Source organism: Bradyrhizobium sp. AUGA SZCCT0105, from assembly GCF_018129565.1.
Taxonomy (GTDB): domain Bacteria; phylum Pseudomonadota; class Alphaproteobacteria; order Rhizobiales; family Xanthobacteraceae; genus Bradyrhizobium.
Genome location: NZ_JAFCMK010000002.1, coordinates 100,483 through 123,513, shown reverse-complemented (window position 1 = coordinate 123,513; position 23,031 = coordinate 100,483). Strand labels below are relative to the sequence as shown.

Genomic DNA, 23,031 nt, shown 5'->3' with positions numbered 1-23,031 from the left:
GATCTTAGGTCTCGATCGGCGCTGCGTCGATGTCGATCTGCGGCAACAGGCCGGGAGACTGCCGTTCGACCAGCTCGCGCATCTTTCCGATGATCGCTTTGGCTTCCGCCGAGACGATCGAGCTCGGGCCTGCAACGGTGATGACAAGCGGAGGCGTCTGGTCGGCCTCGGTCAGCCGCATCGCAATCGCGCTCAGGCCGGGCGTGCCCATGTCGCGCGTATAGGCGAAGCCCTGCCGGCGGATCGTCGCCAGCGCATGCTGGATATCGCCGAATCGGACGGCGGATGACGGTGCTTCCTCGGCGTTGATCCGCTGCACGATCCGCCGCGCATCCTCGTCGTTCATCAGGCTGAGAAACACCCGACCCGGGGTCGAGTGAGTCAGGAGCCGCCGCGCGCCGGGCTCGAGATAATAGCGCACCGGTGTCGTGCCCTGCAGCACGCGGATGTACTGGCTGTAAAGCTGGTTGCGCGCCACCACGAAGGTGGTCAGCCGCGTCGCCTCATGCAGCTCGCGCGTGATCGCATCGAGCGTGACGCCCGGCAGCCTTTCGCTCGTGAGCCAGCCGCCGAGCAGGGCGATGCGGACCGTCGGCCGGTAGGTGCGCGCCTGCCGGTCGTGGTCGAGATAGCCGAGCTCGACGAGGCTCTTCAGCAGTGCCGACGTGCTCGACGGCGGATAGTTCAACCGGCGCGCGATCTCGGTCATGGCCGCGGGCCGTTCGATCTCGGCAAAATACTCGAAGATGCGGAGCACGCGATGCGCCGACTTGACGATTGACGGATCGGGGCTGCCGTCGGCGGCGCGAAACAATTCGTCATGCCGGTTGGCCTCGATCACCATCGCCGCGGGATCGTCCGCTTGCGTGCGCACGCGGTCGGCGACGATGCGCCTGCGGCCCCGCCGGGACGGGGGCTGGGTATCGGAGCGAACTCCCTTCATCTCTGGCCGCTCGTGTCCTTGAACGCAGCGCATACTTGGTGCGCTGCAACATTCATTGTCGCCTTCTCCTGTCGAATGTGCAGCGAAACCAATGAAGGTCAAGCGTCCGCGGTGCAGCATGACCGGACGTACGATCCGCGCGCGACCGGCATTTCTTCCACGTATCTGAAATTATTCTCGCAAGCTGCTCCGCCGATGGACATCGCCGCGATCGTTCCCGATGTTGCAGGCGAAGTGTGTACACCGAGCGATGACATCCCGCGCACCGGCACGGCTGCTGCGACGTCATCCCGAACAAGGAGAGCCTCGATGCAGATGAGCGCGCGCGACCTTCGCAGCTCCAACGATGCCGCCGATCCGGCCCGCCACATCTCGCATGATTGCGCAGGCCTCAATTTCTATGATCTCGATCGCGGACTTCGCGGCCTTCTGGGGCTCTATCTGGCGCGCGAGGATCGCGAGCGGCTGGAACCGCATTTCCGCCGCCTCGGCGAACTGGCAGGAGGCAGGCTCGACCGGCTGGCACGGATCGCCGACAAGCATGCGCCGGTGCTCAATCCGCGGGACGCCTACGGCCGCGACGAGGACTGGATCGACTATCACCCGGCATACCGCGAGATGGAGGCGATCGCCTTCGGCGATTATCAGTTTCACGCCATGAGCCATCGCGCCGGTGTGCTCGGCATGGACCGGCCGCTGCCGGCCGTGGCCAAATACGTGTTCCAGTATCTGTTCGTGCAGTCCGAGTTCGGGCTGATGTGCCCGATCAGCGTCACCGACACCTCGACGCACCTGATCCGCAAATTCGGCTCGGACGAGCTCAAGGCCTATCTGCTGCCGAAGATGCTGTCGGACGACATGGCGACGCTGTGGAAGGGCACACAGTTCATGACCGAGCGCGCCGGCGGCTCCGATGTCGGCGCCGTCGAGACCGTTGCGCGCCGGGATGGTGACGTCTGGCGTCTGACCGGCGACAAATGGTTCTGTTCGCACGCCGATGCCGACGTCGCGCTGATGTTGGCGCGGCCGGAAGGTGCGCCCGATGGCACCAGGGGGCTCGCGCTGTTCGCGCTGCCGCGCCGCCTGAAGGACGGCCGGCGCAACAGCTACCGGATCGTCCGCCTCAAGGACAAGCTCGGCACCAAATCGATGGCGTCAGGCGAGATCCGGCTCGACAACGCGGTTGCCTATCTGGTCGGTGATCCCACGCAGGGCCTCAAGCAGATGATGGAGCAGGTCAACCTCTCGCGCCTGTCGCACGGCGTGCGCGCCGCTGCGATGATGCGGCGTTGCGTGAACGAGGCTGTCGTCAGCGCCTCGTCGCGGGTGGCGTTTGGCCAGCGCGTCATGGATTTTCCGTTGCTGCGCCGCCAGCTGATGAAGTTGATCGTGCCGACCGAGCAGGCGCTGTCGGTGATGCTGGTGGCCGCGCGCGCGATGGACGATGCCAGCGCCGGCTCGGCGCAGGCGAGGGATCTGCTGCGCATCCTGACGCCGCTGTTGAAGTACCGCGCCTGCCGCGACAACATTCCGGTCGCCACCGGCGCGATGGAGGTGCGCGGCGGCAATGGCTACATCGAGGAATGGGTGCAGCCGCGGCTGGTGCGAGACGCCCATGTCGGCGTGCTCTGGGAAGGCACCAGCAACATCAACGCGCTCGACATCATTTCGCGCGCCGTCGGCAAGAGCGGCGCGCATCGGGCGCTCGCCGCTGTCCTCCAGTCGCGCCTCGAAGAGGCGAAGGCGTTGCCGGAGCCGTTCCGCGAACGCCTGCGCGTCGCGCTCGATCGGGCGATCGGCTTTGCCGAACGGGTGGCGGCCGATCCCGGCTCGGAGCACACCGCGCGGCTGGCGGCGAGCGCGCTCTACCATGCCACGTCGGCCATCACGCTCGCATGGGAAGGATCCCAGCCGGAGGTCGATGCGCGGCGGCTCCTGCTGTCGCGCTTCGTGCTCGAGCATCGCCTGACCGCGAAGGACCCGCTGGCGCCGGTCGCCGACGCATGGGAGCGCGAGGCCATCGATCTGATGCTGAGCAATGCGCCGGTCACATTCGGTCAAGCGGTCAGGTCCCTGACAGCCTGACTACAAGAGAACAAAAAACATCGCGGGGAGGTCTCTATGCGATCGATTGCGGCCGCGCTCACGGCGGTCTTGTGTCTGGCTGCGGTTGGGTCCGTGAGTGCGCAGGTGTCCGGCGACGTGGTGCGCATCGGCGTCATCAACGACATGTCGGGACTCTATTCCGATCTTGGGGGCGAGGGCTCGGTGGAGGCGGCCCGGCTCGCGATCGAGGATTTTGGCCCGACCGTGCTCGGCAAGAAGATTGAGCTGATGTCCGCCGACCATCAGAACAAGCCCGATATCGCCTCCGGCATCGTGCGTCGTTGGATCGACGAGAACGGTGTCGATTTGATTGCCGATGGCGGCAATTCGGCGACGGCGCTGGCCATTCAGGCCATCACCCGCGAGAAGAAGCGCATCTTTGTGATTTCTGGGCCTGGTAGTTCCGATCTTACCGGAAAGCAGTGCTCGCCTTATGGGTTTCATTTCACCTACAGCACTTACGCTGAAGCCTCCGCCGTCACCAGGGCCATGCTCAAGAAGGGCGCGGATACGTGGTTCTTCCTGACCGCGGACTACGCCTTCGGCCATGCGCTGGAGCGTGACGCATCAAGCTTCGTCACGACCGCGGGGAGCAAGGTCGTTGGCTCGGTTCGCCATCCGCTCGGTGCGTCGGACCTATCGTCGTTCCTGCTTCAGGCACAGAACTCGAAGGCGAAAGTCATCGCATTGGCGAACGCGGGCGGCGATACGGTCAACAGCCTAAAGCAGGCTTCGGAGTTCGGCATCGGAAAATCTGCCGACCAGAACATCGTCGCTCTTCTGATGTTGATCACGGACGTGCATTCGCTCGGCCTTGAGGCGGCGCAGGGCATCATCTACGCGACGTCGTTCTCGTGGACCCAGAACGAGGCAACCCGGACCTTCGGTCATCGCTTCATGGCGCGTCGGCGCGGGCAGGCGCCGACCATGATCCAGGCCGGCGTCTACAGTGGAGTGATGCATTATTTGAAGGCAGTGCAGGCGGCCGGAACCGACGATCCTGGCGCCGTAGCCGCCACCATGCGCAAGCTTCCGGTCAACGATTTCATGACGCAGAATGCACAGATCCGCGAGGATGGGCAGATGATGCGTTCGATGTATTTGGTCCAGGCCAAATCGCCATCCGAATCGCGCGAGCCTTGGGATTACGAAAAGGTGATCGCGACGATTTCGCCGGACGAAGCCTGGCGGCCGCTCGCGGAAGGCGGTTGTCCGTTTGTGACGAAGGCTCAGTGACGTTTGCGTTCGCAGCGCTCGATCGTTTTCGAGCGAAGTGGACGCCGGTTCGCGTAAAGAAAACGCGTCAGAACAAGAATCTGGAGCTTCGGTTCTGATTCAATCAGAACCGAAAATGCTCTAGTGCCGCGCCAGCAGCACCACGATGATCAGGGCGAGGATCGCGCACAGCACCTTCCAGAAGGTCACGGGATCGCGGTCGTGCAGTGATTTGCGGGTCGCGACGGCGGGGCCGGCCCAGGTCGCGCCGTTCTCCAGCTCGTGCGCGAACTCGATGGCGTCGCCGAAGCGTTGCGCGGGCTCGATACTGAGCGCCTTGCCGATCACGGCATCGAGCCAGGCCGGCAGGTCCGGCCGGTAGCGTGACAGCGGCGCCGGCTTGCCGAACCGTGGCCGCGAGAACGGCTCGATCTCGCCGAACGGGTAGTTTGCGGTGAACATCCGGTAGACGGTGACGCCGAGCGCGAACAGGTCGGAGGCCTCGTCGCCGGCCTTGCCGCCGAACAGCTCGGGCGCCATGTAGCTCGCGGTGCCCGGAATGTCCTCGGCGGGGAAATCCTCCAGCAGCGGAACGCGCGCGACGCCGAGATCGACGAGGCGCAATCCGCCGTCTTTCAGCAGGATCACGTTATCGGGCTTGATGTCGCGATGGATGATGCCGGCGCGGTGCAGCGCCGTGACCGCGCGCACCAGCTTGGTTGCGATCGCGATACCCTCGGTGAGCGACAGTCGCGGCGCGCGGCCAAGCCGCTGCTCCAGCGTTTCGCCCTCGTAGAGCGGCATCGCCGAATAGAGCCTCGTCTGCCGCTCCGCCGGCACCTCGATGATCTCGCCGATCCAGAGGCTGCGGACGCGCGCGGCGACCCAGGCCTCACGCACGAAGGCGAGGCGGTAGGAGCCTTCGCTGGCGACCCGCGGATGCGGAAACTTCAGCACGACCTCACGGCCGGCGCGCCTGTCGGTCGCCTTGAACAGGCGGCTGTAGCGTCCATCCGACAGCACGTCGGAGAGCGCGAAATCGTCGATCGTGTCGCCGCTCTCCGGCAAGTCCAAAATGGGCAAGGTCGCGATCGCATGGGTGAGGTCGTCGCGATCCGCCGGCGGCAGGTCGACGACGTCGAGCACCAGCGCGGTGGTGTTGTCGCTGCTGCCGGCCGCGAGCGCGGCATCGACGATGCTGCGCGCCGATTCGTCGGGCGGCGTGCGCTCCTCCAGCAGCTGCTGGAGGCGGGAATCAGAGAGTGCGCCGTGAACCCCGTCGCTGCAGATCAGGAGACGGTCATGCTGGCGCAGTCCGACCGAGGTGTAATCGAAGCGGGCGAACTCCTCGAAACCTATGGCGCGGTTGAGCAGATGGGCGAGGTCGCCGCGGCCGGCGATATGGTCCTGCGTCAAGCGTTCCAGCCGTCCGTCGCTCAGGCGGTAGGCGCGGGTGTCGCCGATATGGATCACATGGCATTGCCGCCGCGACAGGATGATCGAGGAGAACGCGCAGGCCATGCCGCTGCGCGCGGCATCGACGCGGCCCTGTCCGTAGATCCAGCTGTTGGCGGCTTCCAGCGCCCGCGCGGCGCGGCGGCGGACGCCGAGCGTCTCGGGCAACGAATAATAGGCGTCGATGAAGCTGCGAACCGCGACCTCCGCGGCCTCGCGTCCACCTTTGTGGCCGCCGACACCATCGGCGACCGCAGCCACCACGTCGCGATGCAGCGCGCCCGGCTGGCCGAGGCCGGCCGCGACATAGTCCTCATTGGCGGCGCGCTTGCCGGTCTCGCTGGCGAAACCGACGCGTACGCCTAAATCGTGTTGCGCGCCGTTCGCCACGTCCTAGCCCGTCTTCTTTGGAGCGAGCCGTCAGACGCGCGCTCCCGACACCGCGCCCCAGGTGGTGCGCCAGCGGACCTTGACCATGGCAAGTCCGATGAAGCCAAGCAACGCCAGCGCGCCGAAGAACAGGAAGCCGGCGCCGAAACCGCCGGTCATGCCCTTGGCGAAGCCGAGCGTCTGAGCGAGGAAGAAGCCGCCGATGCCGCCGGCGCAGCCGACCAGCCCGGTCATCAGGCCGATCTCGTGGCGGAAGCGCAGCGGGATCAGCTGGAACACCGCGCCATTGCCCATGCCGAGGGCCAGCACGCCGATCGAGAACAGCAGCACCGAGATCCAGGCGATGCGCGGCAGCTCGGTCAGCGCCCAGCCGCCCGCAGCCGGCGCAATCGGGCCCTCCGGCATGAAGGCGATCACGAGATAGGCCGCGACGACGACGCCAAACAGGATCGACAGCGAACGAATGCCGCCGATGCGGTCGGCAATCATGCCGCCGACCGGGCGGAAGCCCGAGCCGAACGCGACGATCAGCGCGACCAGCATGCCGGCCGCGACGCCGGAGACATGATACTGCACGGTGAAATAGAGCGGCAGCGCGTTGGCGAGGCCGACAAAACCGCCGAAGGTGATGAAGTAGAAGAACATGAACCAGCGGCTGTCGGAATCCTTCAGCAGCGCACCGTAGGCCTGCAGCGAGATCTTCTTGCGCTCGCCCGGCGCGTCCTTGGCCGCGACGGCGTAATAGGCGAGCACCATCAGCATCGGAATCAAGAGGCAGCCAAATACGGCCTGCCAGCCCCAATGTTCGGCAATGCTCGGTGCGAGCAGCGTGTCGAGCACGACGCCCATATTGCCGGCGCCGGCGATCCCCATGACCACGCCCTGATATTGCGGCGGATACCAGCGGCTCGCCTGCGGCAGGGCGACCGCGAACGAGGCACCACCGACGCCGAGTGCAAGCCCGAACAGCTCGATCGCGAGCTTGCTGGTCAGCCCGAAATGCCACACCGACGCGGTCGCGGCGATCACGACGAACTGGGCGATGATGCCAGTGCGCTTGGCGCCGATGATGTCGGCGAGAATGCCCATCGGCACGCGGAGCAGCGCGCCGGCCAGCACGGGGATGGCGACCAGGGTGAACTTCTCGTTCACGGCCAGGTTCATGTCGCGCGCGATGTAGACGATCAGCGGTCCGAGCGCGACCCACGCCATGAAACTGATGTCGAAGTACAGGAACGCGGCGAGCAGGGTTGGCCAGTGACCTGCCTTCTTGAACTCGGCTAGCTTCATCGCAACGTCTCGCGCTGATGCGGCGGAGATGGCCGCTGACGTGCGACTCTCTCGGGCGCAGATAAATCGAATGTGGGTGAATGCGTGAGCGCGCTCGCCGTTGAGACGCACTCCGTCGAGAGGTCAGGTCAGCAATTTGCGTGCCATCGAATCGATCGCGTCGCTTTGCCTTGCAGTCGCAAGACGTTGCCGCGAGATCGCGAACCTGGTCCGGCGATCGGAATTGGCGTGGCTTGCAGCAAGCGCCGCCGCACAAACGCGCATGCTGATGCTTTCTTGTGCGATGCGCCATGGACGCGCGATGGCGCATCAATTGCGGGTTCACGATTGCGGCCGCGGCCGCTGATGCTGTGCTGCACAAGAGATCATCGGCGTGGCTAAAAATTCGGCCAGGCCGCCGCGCGCCGCGGCATCAGTCACATGTGAGGTCGCAGGAAACCTGTTGATTTTGCTACCAGATTCGTTCGTGCCGAGTTGGCACGCGTTTTGAATATCAATCAATAACGGAACATCGGTCGTCATCGAAGACGGTCTGCGCCCGCGGCTGGGCTTCCTACAACTCCAAACCTTTATCGGTGCCCATCAACGACGCACATCGCGTCGCTGCGTAGCGCCGTCGGAATTGAAAGGCAGACCATGCTCGACAAAGTGACCAAGCAGAAGCTCGTGGTGATCGGCAACGGGATGGCCGGCATCCGCACGGTGGAGGCGCTGCTCGAGCGCGCACCCGATCTCTACGACATCACGGTGTTCGGCTCCGAGCCGTACGGCAATTACAACCGCATCCTGCTGTCGCCCGTGCTCGCCGGCGAGAAGACCGTCGACGACATCATGCTCAACACCGTCGACTGGTACGAGGACAACAACATCACGCTGCGCAAGGGCGAGACGGTCTCCATGATCGATCGCCGCACCTGTGAAGTCGTCACCGATGCCGGCGACCGCGTGCCCTATGACCGCCTTTTGATCGCGACCGGCTCAAACCCGATCATGCTGCCGCTGCCGGGCAAGGACCTGCCGGGCGTGATCGGCTTCCGCGACATCTATGATGTCGACCGCATGATCAAGGCCTCGACCGACTATCGCAACGCCGTCGTGATCGGCGGCGGCCTGTTGGGCCTCGAAGCCGCCAACGGGCTGATGAAGCGCGGCATGAACGTCACGGTCGTGCATCTGCTCGACACCTTGATGGAGCGCCAGCTCGATCTGGTGGCCGGCGGACTGCTGCGCAAGTCGCTGGAAGAGCGCGGCATGGTGTTCAAGATGCCGGCGCAGACCCAGGCGATTTTGGGCGAGGACCGCGTCACCGGCGTGCGTTTCGGCGACGGCACCGAGCTGCCGGCCGATCTCGTGGTGATGGCGGTCGGCATCCGCCCGAACTTCGAGCTCGCCAAGAAGGCCGGGCTTTATTGCGAGCGCGGCATCGTCGTCTCCGACACCATGCAGACCTATGACGGCCGCATCTATGCGGTCGGCGAATGCGTGCAGCACCGCCGTCAGACCTACGGCCTCGTCGCGCCGCTGTTCGACCAGGCCAAGGTCTGCGCCAACCACCTCGCGATGAAGGGCTTTGCTACCTATGACGGCTCGGTCACCTCGACCAAGCTGAAGGTCACCGGCATCGACCTGTTCTCGGCCGGCGACTTCGCGCCGGGGCCGGACAAGGAGGAGATCGTGCTGCAGGACGCTAACCGCGGCGTCTACAAGCGCATCATCCTGAAGGACAAGAAGATCGTCGGCGCCGTGCTCTATGGCGACACCATCGACGGCCCCTGGTACTTCCAGCATCTGCGCGACGGCACCGACGTCTCGCACATGCGAGAACGCTTGGTGTTCGGCGCCGCCAATCTCGGCGACGGCGGCGTCAACGGGCAGAATTCGGTTGCCGCGATGAGCGACGAGACCGAGATCTGCGGCTGCAACGGCGTCTGCAAAGGCGCGATCGTCAAGGCGATCTCCGAGAAGAAGCTGTTCACGCTCGACGACGTCCGTGCCCATACCAAGGCGTCGTCGTCCTGCGGCTCCTGCACCGGCCTGGTCGAGCAGGTGCTGGCCTTCACGCTCGGCGGCGACTATTCGGCGGCGCCGAAGGTCAAGCCGCTGTGCAAATGCACCGATCACAGCCACGACGACGTCCGCCGCGTCATCGTCGAGCAGCAGCTCAAGACCATTCCCGCCGTCATGCGTTTCATGGAGTGGAAGACGCTCAACGGCTGCCATTCCTGCCGTCCGGCGCTCAATTACTATCTCCTCGCGACCTGGCCGGGCGAATATCGCGACGACCAGCAGTCGCGCTTCATCAACGAGCGCGTCCACGCCAACATCCAGAAGGACGGCACCTATTCGGTTGTGCCGCGGATGTGGGGCGGCGTCACCACGCCGAGCGAGCTGCGCGCCATCGCCGACGTCGCCGAGAAGTTCAACATCCCGACGGTGAAGGTCACCGGCGGCCAGCGCATCGACCTGCTCGGCGTCAAGAAGGAGGACCTTCCGGCGGTGTGGGCCGATCTCAACGACGCCGGCATGGTGTCGGGCCATGCCTACGCCAAGGGCCTGCGCACGGTGAAGACCTGCGTCGGCTCGGAATGGTGCCGGTTCGGCACCCAGGACTCCACCGGCCTCGGCGTCAAGCTCGAGAAGTTCATGTGGGGTTCGTGGACGCCGGCCAAGGTCAAGCTCGGCGTCTCCGGCTGCCCGCGCAATTGCGCGGAGGCGACCTGCAAGGACGTCGGCGTGGTCTGCGTCGATTCCGGCTACGAGATCCATTTCGCCGGCGCCGCGGGCCTGCACATCAAGGGCACCGAGTTCCTGACCAAGGTCGAGACCGAGGACGAGACGCTCGAGGTGATCGTGGCGCTGACCCAGCTTTACCGCGAGGAGGGCTGGTATCTCGAGCGCATGTACAAATGGTGCGACCGCGTCGGTCTCGAGCAGATCAGGAAGCGGGTGGTCGACGACATCACCAACCGCAAGGCGCTGTTCGCCCGCTTTGCCCATTCGCAGCAATTCGCGCAGACCGATCCGTGGGCCGAGCGCGCCAGCCGCGGCGTCGACCGCAACGAGTTCGCGCCTCTTGCCGAATTGGAGCTCGCATGACCAACTGGATCGAAATCGGCGCGCTCGACGACATTCCGCGGCTCGGCTCGCGCGTGGTGCGCACGCCGGGCGGCAACATCGCGGTGTTCCGGACCGAGAGCGACGAGGTGTTCGCGCTCGATGACCGCTGTCCGCACAAGGGCGGGCCGCTGTCGCAAGGCATCGTGCACAACAAGCGCGTGACCTGTCCGCTGCATAATTTCGTCATCGAGCTGGCGAGCGGGCAGGCGGTCGCGCCCGATGAAGGCTGCACGCATACTCATCTGGCCAAGGTCGAGAACGGCGTTGTCTGGCTGTCGGTGCGGCAGGCGGCGGCGGTGAGCTGAGCGGGCAGGGATCGGCCAGCCATGTCCGTCAAGACCACGTGTCCCTATTGCGGTGTCGGCTGTGGCGTCATCGCGTCGAGGGACGCGGCGGGCGCCGTTCGGGTCGAGGGAGACAAGCAGCATCCGGCCAATTTCGGCCGGCTCTGCAGCAAGGGCTCGGCGCTCGCCGAGACCATCGATCTCGACGGGCGTTTGCTCGCGCCTGTCGTCGACGGCGCGCCGGCGGGCTGGGATGACGCGCTCGATCGTGTCGCCGATGGCTTCAGTCGCGTTATCCGCGAGCACGGACCTGACGCGGTCGCGTTCTACGTCTCCGGCCAGCTCCTGACCGAGGACTATTACGTCATCAACAAGCTCGCCAAGGGCTTTGTCGGCACTGCCAATATCGACACCAATTCGCGGCTGTGCATGGCCTCCAGCGTCGCCGGGCACAAGCGCGCGTTCGGCAGCGACACCGTGCCGGGCTGCTACGAGGATCTCGAGCAGGCCGACCTGTTGGTGCTGGTCGGCTCCAACGCCGCGTGGTGCCATCCAATCTTGCACCAGCGCATGCTGGCGGCGAAGGAGAAGAACCCGGCGTGCAAGATCGTGGTGATCGATCCGCGCCGCACCGCGACCTGCGAGGGCGCCGATCTGCATCTGCCGCTGCGCTCCGGCAGCGATTCCGTGTTGTTCAACGGGCTGTTCGCGTTCCTTGCCGGCAGCAATGCGGTCGATCGCGGCTTTGTCGGCAATTGCACGACGGGAATCGTCGACGCCCTCAAGCAGGTGGCCGGCCAGACCCTGGCGCAGACCGCTGCGACGTGTGGGCTGAGCGAAGGCGCGGTCGGGCTGTTCTTCGACTGGTTCACCCGGACCGAGCGCGTCGTCACGCTGTACTCGCAGGGCATCAACCAGTCGTCGAGCGGCGTCGACAAGGTCAACGCCATCATCAATTGCCATCTGTTGACCGGACGCATCGGCCGTCCCGGCATGGGGCCGTTCTCGCTCACCGGCCAGCCCAACGCGATGGGCGGCCGCGAGGTCGGCGGGCTCGCCAACCAGCTTGCCGCGCATATGGAGCTCGAGAACCCCGCGCATCGCGAGCTGGTGCAGCGGTTCTGGCGTGCGCCTGTGATTGCGGAGAAGGGCGGGCTGAAGGCGGTCGACATGTTCGATGCGATCGCCGATGGCCGGATCAAGGCGGTGTGGATCATCTCGACCAATCCGGTGGTCAGCCTGCCCGATGCCGACCGTGCGCGCGCCGCGCTCGACGCCTGCGAGCTCGTCGTGGTGACGGACTGCATGCGCGACACCGACACCACGCGTCACGCCGACGTGCTGCTGCCGGCGCTGGCGTGGGGCGAGAAGGACGGCACCGTCACCAATTCCGAGCGCCGGATCTCGCGGCAGCGGCCGTTCCTCGCCGCGCCCGGCGAGGCGCGCGCCGACTGGCGGATCATCTGCGACGTTGCCGCCCGCATGGGCTATTCCGGCTTCGACTACGCGTCAGCCGCAGAGGTGTTCCGCGAGCACGCCGAACTGTCGGGCTTCGAGAACAACGGCCAGCGCGATTTCGACATCTCGGCGCTGGCTGCGCTCGATGACGGCGCCTATGACGCGCTGGCGCCGGTGCAGTGGCCGGTGACATCGGACCATCCGGCCGGCACGCCGCGGATGTTCGAGAGCCAGAAATTCTTCACGCCCGACCGCAAGGCGCGTTTCGTGCCGGTCGCGCCGCGCGCGGCGCGGCATGCGACCAGCCGCGATTTTCCGCTGGTGCTCAACACCGGCCGTATCAGAGATCAGTGGCACACCATGACCCGGACCGGGAAAACCGGTCGGCTGCTGTCGCATATCTTCGAGCCCTATGCCGAGTTTCACCCCGAGGATGCGCGTCAGGCCGGCCTGCAAAACGAAGGACTGGTGCGGCTGACGAGCAGCTGGGGCGAGATGATTGCGCGCGTCGTGGTCAGCGCCGACCAGCGCCGCGGCTGCGTGTTCGTGCCGATGCACTGGAACGAGGAATTCGCCGGCGAGGGCCGCGTCAACGCGCTGGTCAATCCGGCGGTCGATCCGCTGTCCGGCCAGCCGGAGTCCAAGCACACGCCGGTCAAGGCCGATCCTTACGCGCCGAAATGGCACGCCTTCATCCTGAGCCGCGATGCGATCAAGCGTCCGGCAAGCGGCTATTGGGTTTACGGCAAGGCCGGCGATTGCACGCGGCTGGAGCTTGCGCTCGACGTCCGCCCGGAGAGCTGGCGCGACTGGGCGCGCGCGCAGCTCGGCCTCGAAGGCGTCGAGATCGAGTGGATCGCCTATCGCGATCCGGCCGCGGGCCGCTTCCGCTACGCGGCGGTGCGTGACGGCCGGCTCGAGGGCTGCGTGTTCATCGCGCCCGATCACGTGCTGCCATCGCGGGCGTGGCTCGCCGGGTTGTTCGCAGAACAACAATTGTCGGCCAATGCGCGGATGGCGCTGCTCGCGGGGCGGCCGTTCGGCGCGGGCGAAGATGTCGGGCCGATCGTCTGCTCCTGCTTCGCCGTCGGACGGCACCAGATCACGGCCGAGATCAGGAAGGGCGCCGGCAGCGTCGAGGCGATCGGCCGCTGCCTGAAGGCCGGCACCAATTGCGGCGGCTGCAAGCCCGAGATCGGCAAGCTGATCGGCGCCACCGCGCAGGCGCGACAGGCGATCGCGTCCTAAAGGCCCGGCGCCGGCTTGAGCCGAGCGAATGAACGCATGATCCGGAAAGTGCGAAGCGGCTGTATTCATTGCGTATTGCCGGAAGACGTGCAATAGTTTCCTCAAGAAACTTCAGATAGCGTTCGTTCAGATGGAAGCCGCAATAAAAGATACGGTTTGCAGTATCTGGCGCTGCAGTTGCGATTCCATCAGGTTTCGGTTGATTCCGCACAATTCATTCATCGGTTTTCCGGCACTTCGATCGAAGTGCCACGTTGCGTGCGCCAATGATTTAAGGCTGAAGGCCGGCAGGTGACCGAAGGTCGGGCCGGCCCGATGAAGCTCCCGCTGCGGGCGATCGTGGAGCTACGAAGCAGCGGCGCACGATAGGATATTACTGCAAGAGATTTTGAGACCAATTGGGACGCGACCATGGATGTCGAGGAATGGTTGCAGGAGCTGGGCCTCGAACAATATGGAACGCTGTTCCGGGCGAACGAAATCGATGCCGAAGTCCTGCTTGAGCTGACCGAGATCGATCTTGAGAAGCTCGGCGTGCCGTTGGGGCACCGCAAGCGCCTGCTCAAGGCGATCGCGAAATTGAGCGCCACGGAAAAGGCGGAGGTTTCGCAACCGACGTCGGCCGAGCCGAGCCCGCGGGACGCCGCGGAGCGTCGTCAATTGACTGTCATGTTCTGCGATTTGGTTGGCTCGACCGCGCTGTCGGCGCGACTCGATCCCGAGGACATGCGCGAGGTGATGCGCTCCTATCAGGACGCGTGCTCCGGCGTCATCGCGCGCTATGAAGGTTTCGTCGCCAAATTCCTGGGCGACGGTATCGTGGCTTATTTCGGCTATCCGCTCGCACATGAAGATGATGCCGAGCGCGCCGTGCGCGCCAGTCTCGAAATCGTTGCCGTCCTTGCCGGGCTGGAGACGCGGGCTGCCGACCTGCTTCAAATCCGCATCGGTATTGCGACCGGGGTCGTGGTGGTTGGCGACCTCATTGGACAAGGCTCCGCGCAGGAGCATCCGGTGGTCGGTGACACACCAAATCTCGCCGCGCGGCTACAAAGCGTAGCCCACCCCGGCAGTATCGTGGTGAGCGAGCAGGTGCGCCGCCTGGCCGGAGGCACGTTCGATTACGAGGATTTGGGCGAGCTGACGCTCAAGGGCATCGCGCCCCCCACGCATGGCTATCGCATCCGCGGCATAAGCAAGACGGTCAGCCGCTTCGAAGCCGCCACCTCCGCGGGACTAACGGCCCTGGTCGGGCGGCACAGCGAGGTTTCGCTGCTGCAAGACCGCTGGGCCCAGGTGGTGGAAGGAACGGGGCAGGTGGTCTGCCTCAGCGGCGAGGCCGGTATCGGCAAGTCGCGCCTGGTTCATATGCTGCGCGCCCATGTGTCGGCCGGTCACGCGCTGTGCTTCTCGGCCAGCGGCTCGGCGTACCACCAGAACACCGCGCTGCACCCGGTTATCGATCTCCTGCAAGGGCTGCTGGGATTTGAGCCCGGCGACGACGCGCCGGCACGCCTGGCCAAGCTGCATCAGGGCCTCGCCTTGCATGGTCTCGGCGACGCCCGCATGGCGAGCGTGTTCGCCGCCTTGCTGTCGCTTCCCAGCGAAGCTGGCCAACCCGCCGCGACGGCCGGCACGCAAAAGGAAACGCTGGAAGCGATCCTCACTCTGTTGCTGGCGCTGGCCGCACGCAAACCGGTCCTGCTTGTGGTCGAAGATCTGCATTGGCTGGATCCTTCCACGCTGGAACTCCTGGGCTTGCTGATCGATCAGGTGCCCACGGCTAATATCCTGTTGCTGACCGCGGCCCGACCCAACTTCCAGCCGCCCTGGGGTGCGCGGCCGCAGGTCAACGCGCTGCGCCTCGGCCGGTTGGCGCGCAGCGAGATCAGCCAGCTGGTGCTGCAGGTGACGGGTAGCAAGCCGCTGCCGGCGGAGGTGCTGGAGCAGATCATCAAGAAGACCGATGGCGTGCCGCTATTCGTCGAGGAATTGACCAAGACGGTGATGGAACTCGGTCTGCTTAGGGATCTTGGCGAGCGCTACGAACTCGTGGGGCCGCTGACCCCACTGGCCATTCCGGCCACGGTGCATGACTCGTTGATGGCGCGCCTGGACCGTCTATCGACGGCCAAAACTGTGGCCCAACTTGGCGCCGTGCTGGGGCGCAGTTTTGCCTACGACCTGTTGCATGCGGTGGCGAAAATGGACGAGGCGACGTTGCGCCAGTCGTTGCAGCAGCTTGTCGTCGCCGAGGTGTTGCAGCAACACGGCCTGCCGCCCAGCGCCACCTACACCTTCAAGCACGCGCTGGTGCAAGACGCCGCCTATGGCTCCTTGCTGCGCAGCACGCGCCAGCTGTTTCACCAGCGCGTCGCCCAGGTACTCGTGGAAAGCTTCGCCACCCTTACGCAGGGACAACCCGAGGTGCTGGCCTATCACTACACCGAGGCTGGCCTGGCCGCACAGGCCATCCCGCAGTGGCAGCGCGCGGCGCAATTGTCGGTCGGGCGCGCGGCGCATCGCGAGGCAATCAGCCAGTTCAATGCGGCGCTCGGATTGTTGGCCGGCCTACCCGCAGGGTCCGAGCGGTCCAGGCAGGAACTTGAGGTGAGGCTCGGTCTCGGACCGGCGCTGATGGCGGCGCGCGGCTATGCGGCGCCGGAGGTCGAGCGGACCTACGAGCGGGCACGCGAACTCGCGAACGAACTGGGCGAGGCTGAGCAACGGTTCACCGTCTTGTTCGGGCTGTGGCGCTACTACTTGAACCGCGCCCGCCTGGCCACGTCGCGCGGTCTCGCCGAGCAACTCATCGCCTCGGCTGAGGAATCGAGCGTCGACACACAGTGGTCGATGGCGCGTTATGCGATGGGCACCACTCAATACTACCAGGGCGAGATCGAGCCCGCCGCCGCCAACCTGGAACAAGCCGCGGCGCTGTACGACCCGCGGCAGCATGTCAGTGTAGCGGCCAGCGACCCGCGCATCACCAGTCTTTCCTGCGGCGCCTGGGCGCTGTGGCATCAGGGCCTGGCCGACCAGGCCCTGATGCGCAGCGAGGAATCGGTGCGATTGGCGCACGAATTGTCGCATCTGCCGAGCCTCGCCCACGCCTTGTACTACGCCTCGCTGCTGCATCAGTTCAGACGGGCCGCGGATCGGGCGCGTGATTGCCTGCAGCAGTTGATGGCCTGCTCCACCGAGCGAGGCTTCTCCTACTGGGAAGCGCGCGGCTCCGTGCTTCAGGGCTGGCTGTTGGGCGAAGAAGGCCACACGGCCGAGGGCATCCGCACCATGCTGCGCGGCATCGAGGCGGTGCAGGCGACCGGTGCCGAACTGGCCCAGCCGAACTACTTGGCTATGCTGGCCGAACTGTATCTCAAGAACGGCGAAGCGGCCGCGGGGTTGCGCGCCGTGAACGACGCATTGGAGCGCATCGAGCACACCCTCGAGCGCCGCTGGCAACCTGAACTGCTGCGCCTGAAAGCCGAACTGCTGCTCGCCGAAGACGCCGGCGCGGCGGATGCCGCCCGGGACAGCCTGCACCAGGCGCTGGCCCTGGCGCGTCGGCAGAATAACCGGTCACTGGAGTTGCGCGCGGCGATGAGCCTCTATCGCCTGGAGCGCCGTCACCGGGGACGGTGCGACGGGCATCAACTGCAAACCGCCTGTTCCGCCTTCACCGAAGGGTATGACGAACCGGATCTACGCGAAGCCCGTACGTTGCTCCAAGCATCATAAAAGGGAAATAACGCCATGGAAGAGTCGCTGCTGCATGATCTGGGCGATGAGGCGCTGGACCCGATCATCAAGGAGTATGTCCAGATCGTCCAACGGGGATTGCCGCGACCGGCGCGCCCGCAGGACGTGATGATTGTCGGCGCCGGCATGGCCGGCCTGACTGCGGCGTATCTTTTGCGCAACGCGGGCCACCACGTGCGCATTCTGGAAGCCAACACTTATGTCGGGGGCCGCGTGCATACCTTTCGCTCCTTCAGCAGCGATCTCTATGCCGAAGCAGGTGCGATGCGGATCCCGAGCCAGCACCAGCTGGTGAGTGCATTCGCCGATCTGTTCAAGCTGCCGCGTGAACCCTTCTTCAATGTCGACATCGACCCCGCGACCCGCGACGCTGCCGACCCGGTGTCGCGCAACAATGAATGGCTGTTCGTCAATGGTGTGAAGATCAGGCGTAGCGCCTACACCGCCGGCCAATTGAACTTCCCGCTGCCGCCGGGCGAGAAAGGCCAGACCGCGCAGCAAATGCTGGACGCCGCGCTGGCGCCGCTGCGCGATTTCATCAAGGCCGATCCGGCGTCGCGATGGCCGGTGGTGATCGAGCGCTTCGGCGAATTCTCGGTGCGCCGCTTCCTGAAGGAACAGACGCTGTATTCCGAGGAAGCGATCGAGATGATCGTCGTGCTGAACAACCTGGAATCGCGATTGATGACGTCCTTCGTGCAGGCCTTCATCGAGCTTGCCATCATCAATGACAAGGTTCGTTACTGGCAAATTCCCGGCGGCAACGACTTGTTGCCGCAGGCCTTCCTGCCGGCGCTGAAAGACAGCATCAGCTTTGGCCAGCGCCTGAGCGCGCTGAGCTGGGACGGTAGCGGTGTCAGTCTGCGTACGACCAGTGGCGAGACCTTCAAGGGCGACGCGGCCATTGTCGCGATCCCCTTTTCCAGCCTGCGCTTCGTGCGCACTGACCCGTTGTTCGTGCCGCAGCGCCGGCGCGCCATTCGCGAATTGCACTATGACGCCGCCACCAAGGTCTTGCTCGAATTCAGCCGCCGCTTCTGGGAGCAAGACGACGACATCTACGGCGGGGGCTCCACCACCGACCTTGCCAACCGCTACATCTACTACCCGAGCCACGACATGGGCTCCAACCGGGGCGGCGTCGTGCTCGCGAGCTACGTCTGGGGCGAGGACGCCTTGCGCTGGGACTCGCTGACGGAGCCCACGCGCCTGCAGTTCGCGTTGGACGGCATCTGCGCATTGCACGGCGAGGGCGTGCGTAAACTGTATGTGGGTGGCACCAGCAAGAGCTGGATGCAGGATCCTTTCGCGTGCGGCGAGGCGGCCATCTTTGCGCCGGGGCAGTTCGAGATGCTGATGCCCTACCTGCTCGAGCCGGAAGGCGGCAAGATTCACTTCGCGGGCGAGCACACCTCGCTCAAGCATGCGTGGATCGAGGGCGCCATCGAGTCCGGCGTGCGCACCGCGCTGGCTGTCAGCGAAGGGCGCAAGCCGGCCGCGGCCCAACTGGGTGTCATGCGATGAACAAGCCACCCAACGCCATCGAATTCGTGCTCGGCGCGCTCAAGCAGGAAGGCATCAGCCATGTCTTCATGGTGCCCGGCGGATTGATCGACGGCTTCCTCACCGAGTTCGGTGACGTCACCGGCGTGAAAGCCATCGTCGCCGCCCATGAAGGCGGCGCGGGCTTCATGGCGGACGGTTATGCGCGGGCAAGCGGCAGGTTTGGCGTATGCCTCGGCATCGGCGGGCCGGGCGCGGCCAATCTGGTCGCGGCGCTCGCCAATGCCTATGCCGACGAGTCGCCGATCCTCGCCGTGACCGGTGAAGTGCAAAGCGACTGGGAAGGCCGCGGCTCATTCCAGGACGGCAGCGGTACGGGCATGAACGACGTCGCCCTGATGCGGCCGGTGACAGCGTTCGCCCAGGAAGTGCCGGCGGTCAGTCTGCTGCCGCATCATTTGCATGTCGCCTTGCGCACCATGGTGGGGGACTCGCCGCGGCCGGTCTTCCTGAGCCTGCCGCAAGATCTGCACGAGCGGCCCGTGACCGAGGCCTACCGCCCGCTGCAATACGGCCCGGCAACGCCGCCGCGTGTGCTGGACCGGGAAACCGCGGCCGCCGCGCGAGCGTTGCTGACGGCAGGCCCGCGCATCGCCATTCTGGCCGGAAACGGCTGCGTGAGATCCGGCGCCACGGAGGATCTCGTGCGGCTTGCCGATAGCTTCGGCATTCCGGTTGCCACCACATTGCGCGCCAAGGGCGTAATCCCGGAAGACCATCGCCTGTCGCTGGGCGTGTTTGGCTATGGCGGGACTCGCCATTCGACACTGGCTTTGACGCCGGACGACGACACCGGCCCCAACCCGCCGCCGGCGGCCGACGTGAAGGCCGACGTGCTGTTGATCCTGGGCTCGGGCCTGAGCCAGCGCGACACCATGTCGTGGAGTCCGAACCTGCCGGCGGTCACCGTACAGGTCGACATCGACACTTGCGAGTTCGGTCGCGACTATGCGGTGACCGGGTCCGTGGTGGGCGACGCGCGCGAGTTTGTGCGCTGGATGTTGGACGACGAGCCCGTGCGCAGCACTCTCGCCGGCACCCGGGCGGCGCGAGATGCGTGGACCGCGCGCATACGCGCGATGCCGCGCCTGTACGATGTGGCCAACACCCGCAGCAATGCGGTGCCCATCCACCCGGCGCGCGCCGTTGCCGACCTGCGTCAGGTGGCCCCGCGCGACTGCGTGTTGCTGGTCGACTCCGGCGCGCATCGGGTCTTTGGCGGGCATTACTGGCAAAGCCATGGGCCCAGCGCCTATCTCACCGCCACCGCCATGGCGCCGATGGGTTGGGCCATTCCCGCGGCAATCGGCGCCAAGCTGGCGCGGCCGGAGCTGCCCTGTGCGGTGATCACCGGCGATGGCTGCATGCTGATGCACGGCATCGAGATCCAGACCGCGGCGCGTCACGGTCTCGCTATCGTCTATGTCGTGATCAACAACGGCGCCTTGGGGAATGTCTACCTGCGCGCCAAGCAGATGAGCCCGGCCGCAGCCGAACTGTCCCTGCTTCGCACCCACGACTGGGTGCAATTTGCGCGCTCGCTGGGTGCCGACGGCGTGGTGGTGGAGCAGCCCGGCCATCTGGTCGGCGCCTTCGAGCAGGCCTTTCGTTCGGGCGGCACCTTCATCGTCGATGTGCGCTGCGACCGTGACGCCACCACGCCCGTGGGCCCCTGGAACCGCGCCAAAGGCGCGTCGCTGGACTGAAGCCATGGCACAATTGCCCGACCCGACGCCGGATCTGGACGACGAGGGCCGCGCCATCTATCGGCGCCTGGCCGGCCCGCGCGGCGGGCTGCATGGCATGTATTTGGCGCTGATGAATAATCCCGTGCTGGCTGAGCATATCGGCAATCTCGGCAGCTACCTGCGCTTTCATGGCCTGCTCAGCGCCGACGTGCGCGAACTCGCCATCCTGGCGACGGCGCGCGGCCTCGGCGTGGCCTATGAATGGGAGCAACATGCGCCGATCGCTCTCGCCGCCGGCGTGCCCCAGGCGGTGGTGAACGCCTTGCAGGCTGGTGATTTCGCAGCTCCGCCCATGAGCGCTCTCTACCTCGACATTTGCAGCGCGGCCCGCCATGTCGTGGCGCAAGAGTCTCTGCCCGACCTGCTGCAGCAGCGCTTGCAGCAGGCGTTGGGCTTGAAGGGCGTGGTCGAACTGGTGGCGCTGTGTGGCTTCTACCGCTGCATCGCCACCGTCGTCACGGCCTTCGACGTAGCCCTGCCCAATCCCGGACCGCCGCCGTTCTGAGACGGTCCCGTACAAGCCGTAAATGTCGAACCTTGGGAGCTCTTGATGAACTCCCGGAAGCGCGATCACGATTCAACTTCATCGCGTCCTAGCAGCCGCGGCAGATGCTCTTCAGCTTGCTGTTGAGCAGGCGGTCCTCCTCGTCGGAGGCCGCCTTGGTGTAGGGGTCGTCGGCGTGGTGCTTGTCGGCGGCAAATCCGCCGCCGCGACTGGCGCCGCCGGCATGCATGCCGTGCAAGCCGCCGCCATGGCCGTGGCCGCCGCGCGCATCTGCCGGCGGCATTGCGGCCGCAACCAGGGTCAGCAGCCCGACTGTTGCGATCGTCCGCATGATGTCCTCCTCGTCGCGGTAAAGTACCGCTGACGCTGGGGCAAATCGGTGTCGGCCAACTTCACAAATTCGCGTGGCGGCAATCGGCCCGATACTCGCGGCCGGTTCCCCAAGGACCCCCGCCGCTGCGCCACACGGGGATGGCTTCATGCCGACAATGCAGTGCTCGCGGCAGCAAAATGGTGTATCCGCAAGCTCTGGCGCGCCCAGGAGACGGGCAAGAAACGGGCAACACACGGTCCGGCGCCGGATAATCAAGATTTAGCAAGATTTCGGAGGAACGTTCATGTCGGCTCTGCCACTTTCGGGCATCAAGATTCTCGACCTGACGCGGGTGCTCGCGGGCCCGCTGTCGGCCCAGATGCTGGCGGATCTCGGCGCCGAGGTGATCAAGATCGAGCGGCCCGGCGGCGGCGACGACGCCCGCGCCTTTGGCCCGCCCTATCTTGCCGATCCCGAAGGCAGGGCGAACAACAACAATTCGTTCTACCTCTGCGCCAACCGCAACAAGAAGTCGGTCACCGTCAATATCGCCAAGCCCGAGGGGCAGGCGATCATCCGCGAGCTCGCCAAGTCGGTCGATGTGATGATGGAGAACTACAAGGTCGGCGACCTCAAGCGCTACGGCCTCGACTATGACACCATCAAGCAGCTCAACCCCGGCATCATCTATTGCTCGGTGACCGGCTTCGGCCAGACCGGTCCCTACGCCACGCGCGCCGGCTATGACGCGATCCTGCAGGCGATGGGCGGCCTGATGAGCGTGACGGGCCATATCGACGGCGAGCCCGGCGCGGGCCCGATGAAGGTCGGCCCCTCGATCGTCGACTACATGACCGGCATGAACACCTCGATCGGAATTCTGTCGGCGCTCTACCATCGTGACGCCAACAACGGCGAGGGGCAGCATGTCGACGTCTGTCTGTTCGACACGGTGATCGCCTCGCTGTCGCATTGGCTGCAGATCTACCTCGTCAACGGCAACATGCCGCCGCGCCGCGGCACCTGGGGCAATGGCGGCATGCCGGCCGGCGTGTTCCGCTGCACCGACGGCGAGCTGATGCTGGTGGTCGGCAATGACGGCCAGTTCCAGCGCACCTGCGCCGTGCTCGGCGAGCCCGAGCTCGCCAACGACAAGCGCTTCGTCAAGAACAACGACCGCGTCGTGCACGGCAAGGAGATCATGGCGATCTTCGCCGGCCTGTTCCTGAAGCATCCGGTCGCCTACTGGCTGGACAAGCTCGAGGAGGCGGGCGTGCCGTCCGGCCCGATCAACAATTTCGAGCAGGTGTTCAACGATCCGCACGTGCAGTCGCGCGGCATGCGGGTCAAGGTCGATCATCCCTTCGAGCCCAACTTGTCACTGATCCGCAACGCGCTGACCTTCTCGGGCACGCCGATCACCGACTACCGCGCCCCGCCGCTGTTAGGTGCCGACACCAAGGACGTGCTGGCGACCATCGGCTATGACGACGCCAGGGTCGAAGGACTGAAGGCGCAGGGGATTCTGTAGGCGCGCGCCGGAGCCACGGGCGGTCCGCTCTTCCCGTCATCCTGAGGCGCGAGCGGAGCGAGCCTCGAAGGATGAATCGGCCACCAGCCGGGCCGTGCATCCT

15 protein-coding genes are annotated in these 23,031 nt (G+C 65.6%); 10 read left to right on the top strand and 5 right to left on the bottom strand.

Translation table 11 applies throughout. The features are described 5' to 3' along the window. Window positions 1-4: 4 nt before the first annotated feature. On the bottom strand, window positions 5-943 hold the full coding sequence (locus JQ573_RS09500; RefSeq protein WP_212309701.1) for an IclR family transcriptional regulator: 939 nt from the start codon (window positions 941-943) through the stop codon (window positions 5-7). A gap of 309 nt (window positions 944-1,252) precedes the next feature. Here JQ573_RS09500 and JQ573_RS09495 point away from each other — a divergent pair, with 309 nt between their 5' ends. Further along, window positions 1,253-3,028, top strand: coding sequence for an acyl-CoA dehydrogenase family protein (locus tag JQ573_RS09495; protein WP_249131568.1), 1,776 nt, complete (start codon window positions 1,253-1,255; stop codon window positions 3,026-3,028). A 36-nt stretch (window positions 3,029-3,064) separates the two neighbouring features. After that, complete coding sequence (locus JQ573_RS09490; RefSeq protein ID WP_212309700.1) at window positions 3,065-4,285, top strand: ABC transporter substrate-binding protein; 1,221 nt, start codon at window positions 3,065-3,067, stop codon at window positions 4,283-4,285. Between the two features lie 120 nt (window positions 4,286-4,405). Here the strand turns inward: JQ573_RS09490 and JQ573_RS40760 are convergent, their stop codons facing one another. From JQ573_RS40760 to JQ573_RS09475, 3 genes are all read right to left on the bottom strand, one after another. Further along, the gene (locus tag JQ573_RS40760) at window positions 4,406-6,109 is read right to left on the bottom strand and encodes a bifunctional protein-serine/threonine kinase/phosphatase (RefSeq protein WP_212309699.1); all 1,704 of its coding nucleotides are present in this window, start codon (window positions 6,107-6,109) and stop codon (window positions 4,406-4,408) included. Window positions 6,110-6,139: 30 nt separating this feature from the next. Next, on the bottom strand, window positions 6,140-7,399 hold the full coding sequence (locus tag JQ573_RS09480; RefSeq protein ID WP_212309698.1) for an MFS transporter: 1,260 nt from the start codon (window positions 7,397-7,399) through the stop codon (window positions 6,140-6,142). Window positions 7,400-7,720: 321 nt separating this feature from the next. Then, complete coding sequence (locus JQ573_RS09475; RefSeq protein WP_212309697.1) at window positions 7,721-7,921, bottom strand: hypothetical protein; 201 nt, start codon at window positions 7,919-7,921, stop codon at window positions 7,721-7,723. Between the two features lie 114 nt (window positions 7,922-8,035). On the opposite strand from JQ573_RS09475, the gene nirB reads away from it, so the two are divergent. The 7 genes from nirB to JQ573_RS09440 all read left to right on the top strand — a co-directional run bounded on the left by nirB (window position 8,036) and on the right by JQ573_RS09440 (window position 21,084). Next, window positions 8,036-10,495, top strand: coding sequence for a nitrite reductase large subunit NirB (gene nirB / locus JQ573_RS09470; RefSeq protein WP_212309696.1), 2,460 nt, complete (start codon window positions 8,036-8,038; stop codon window positions 10,493-10,495). Beyond that, window positions 10,492-10,821 (top strand): nitrite reductase small subunit NirD, encoded by a 330-nt coding sequence (gene nirD, locus JQ573_RS09465; RefSeq protein WP_212309695.1) that lies wholly within the window; start codon window positions 10,492-10,494, stop codon window positions 10,819-10,821. The genes nirB and nirD overlap by 4 nt, the downstream gene beginning before the upstream one ends. Window positions 10,822-10,842: 21 nt before the next feature. Continuing rightward, on the top strand, window positions 10,843-13,506 hold the full coding sequence (locus JQ573_RS09460; protein ID WP_212309694.1) for a nitrate reductase: 2,664 nt from the start codon (window positions 10,843-10,845) through the stop codon (window positions 13,504-13,506). A 411-nt stretch (window positions 13,507-13,917) separates the two neighbouring features. Continuing rightward, complete coding sequence (locus JQ573_RS09455) at window positions 13,918-17,247, top strand: AAA family ATPase (protein ID WP_212309693.1); 3,330 nt, start codon at window positions 13,918-13,920, stop codon at window positions 17,245-17,247. Window positions 17,248-17,262: 15 nt separating this feature from the next. Further along, entirely contained in the window at window positions 17,263-18,792 is a 1,530-nt protein-coding gene (locus JQ573_RS09450) for a flavin monoamine oxidase family protein (RefSeq protein ID WP_212309692.1), read from the top strand. After that, window positions 18,789-20,537 carry a thiamine pyrophosphate-binding protein gene (locus JQ573_RS09445; protein WP_212309691.1) on the top strand — a complete coding sequence of 583 codons (1,749 nt, stop codon included), beginning with the start codon at window positions 18,789-18,791 and terminating at the stop codon, window positions 20,535-20,537. Before JQ573_RS09450 ends, JQ573_RS09445 begins: the two co-directional genes overlap by 4 nt. Window positions 20,538-20,541: 4 nt before the next feature. Continuing rightward, the gene (locus JQ573_RS09440; RefSeq protein WP_212309690.1) at window positions 20,542-21,084 is read left to right on the top strand and encodes a carboxymuconolactone decarboxylase family protein; all 543 of its coding nucleotides are present in this window, start codon (window positions 20,542-20,544) and stop codon (window positions 21,082-21,084) included. An 88-nt stretch (window positions 21,085-21,172) separates the two neighbouring features. Here the strand turns inward: JQ573_RS09440 and JQ573_RS09435 are convergent, their stop codons facing one another. Next, entirely contained in the window at window positions 21,173-21,415 is a 243-nt protein-coding gene (locus tag JQ573_RS09435; protein WP_212309689.1) for a hypothetical protein, read from the bottom strand. Window positions 21,416-21,701: 286 nt separating this feature from the next. Between JQ573_RS09435 and JQ573_RS09430 the strand changes: the two genes are divergently transcribed. After that, the gene (locus JQ573_RS09430; RefSeq protein WP_212309688.1) at window positions 21,702-22,928 is read left to right on the top strand and encodes a CaiB/BaiF CoA-transferase family protein; all 1,227 of its coding nucleotides are present in this window, start codon (window positions 21,702-21,704) and stop codon (window positions 22,926-22,928) included. Window positions 22,929-23,031: the final 103 nt, after the last annotated feature.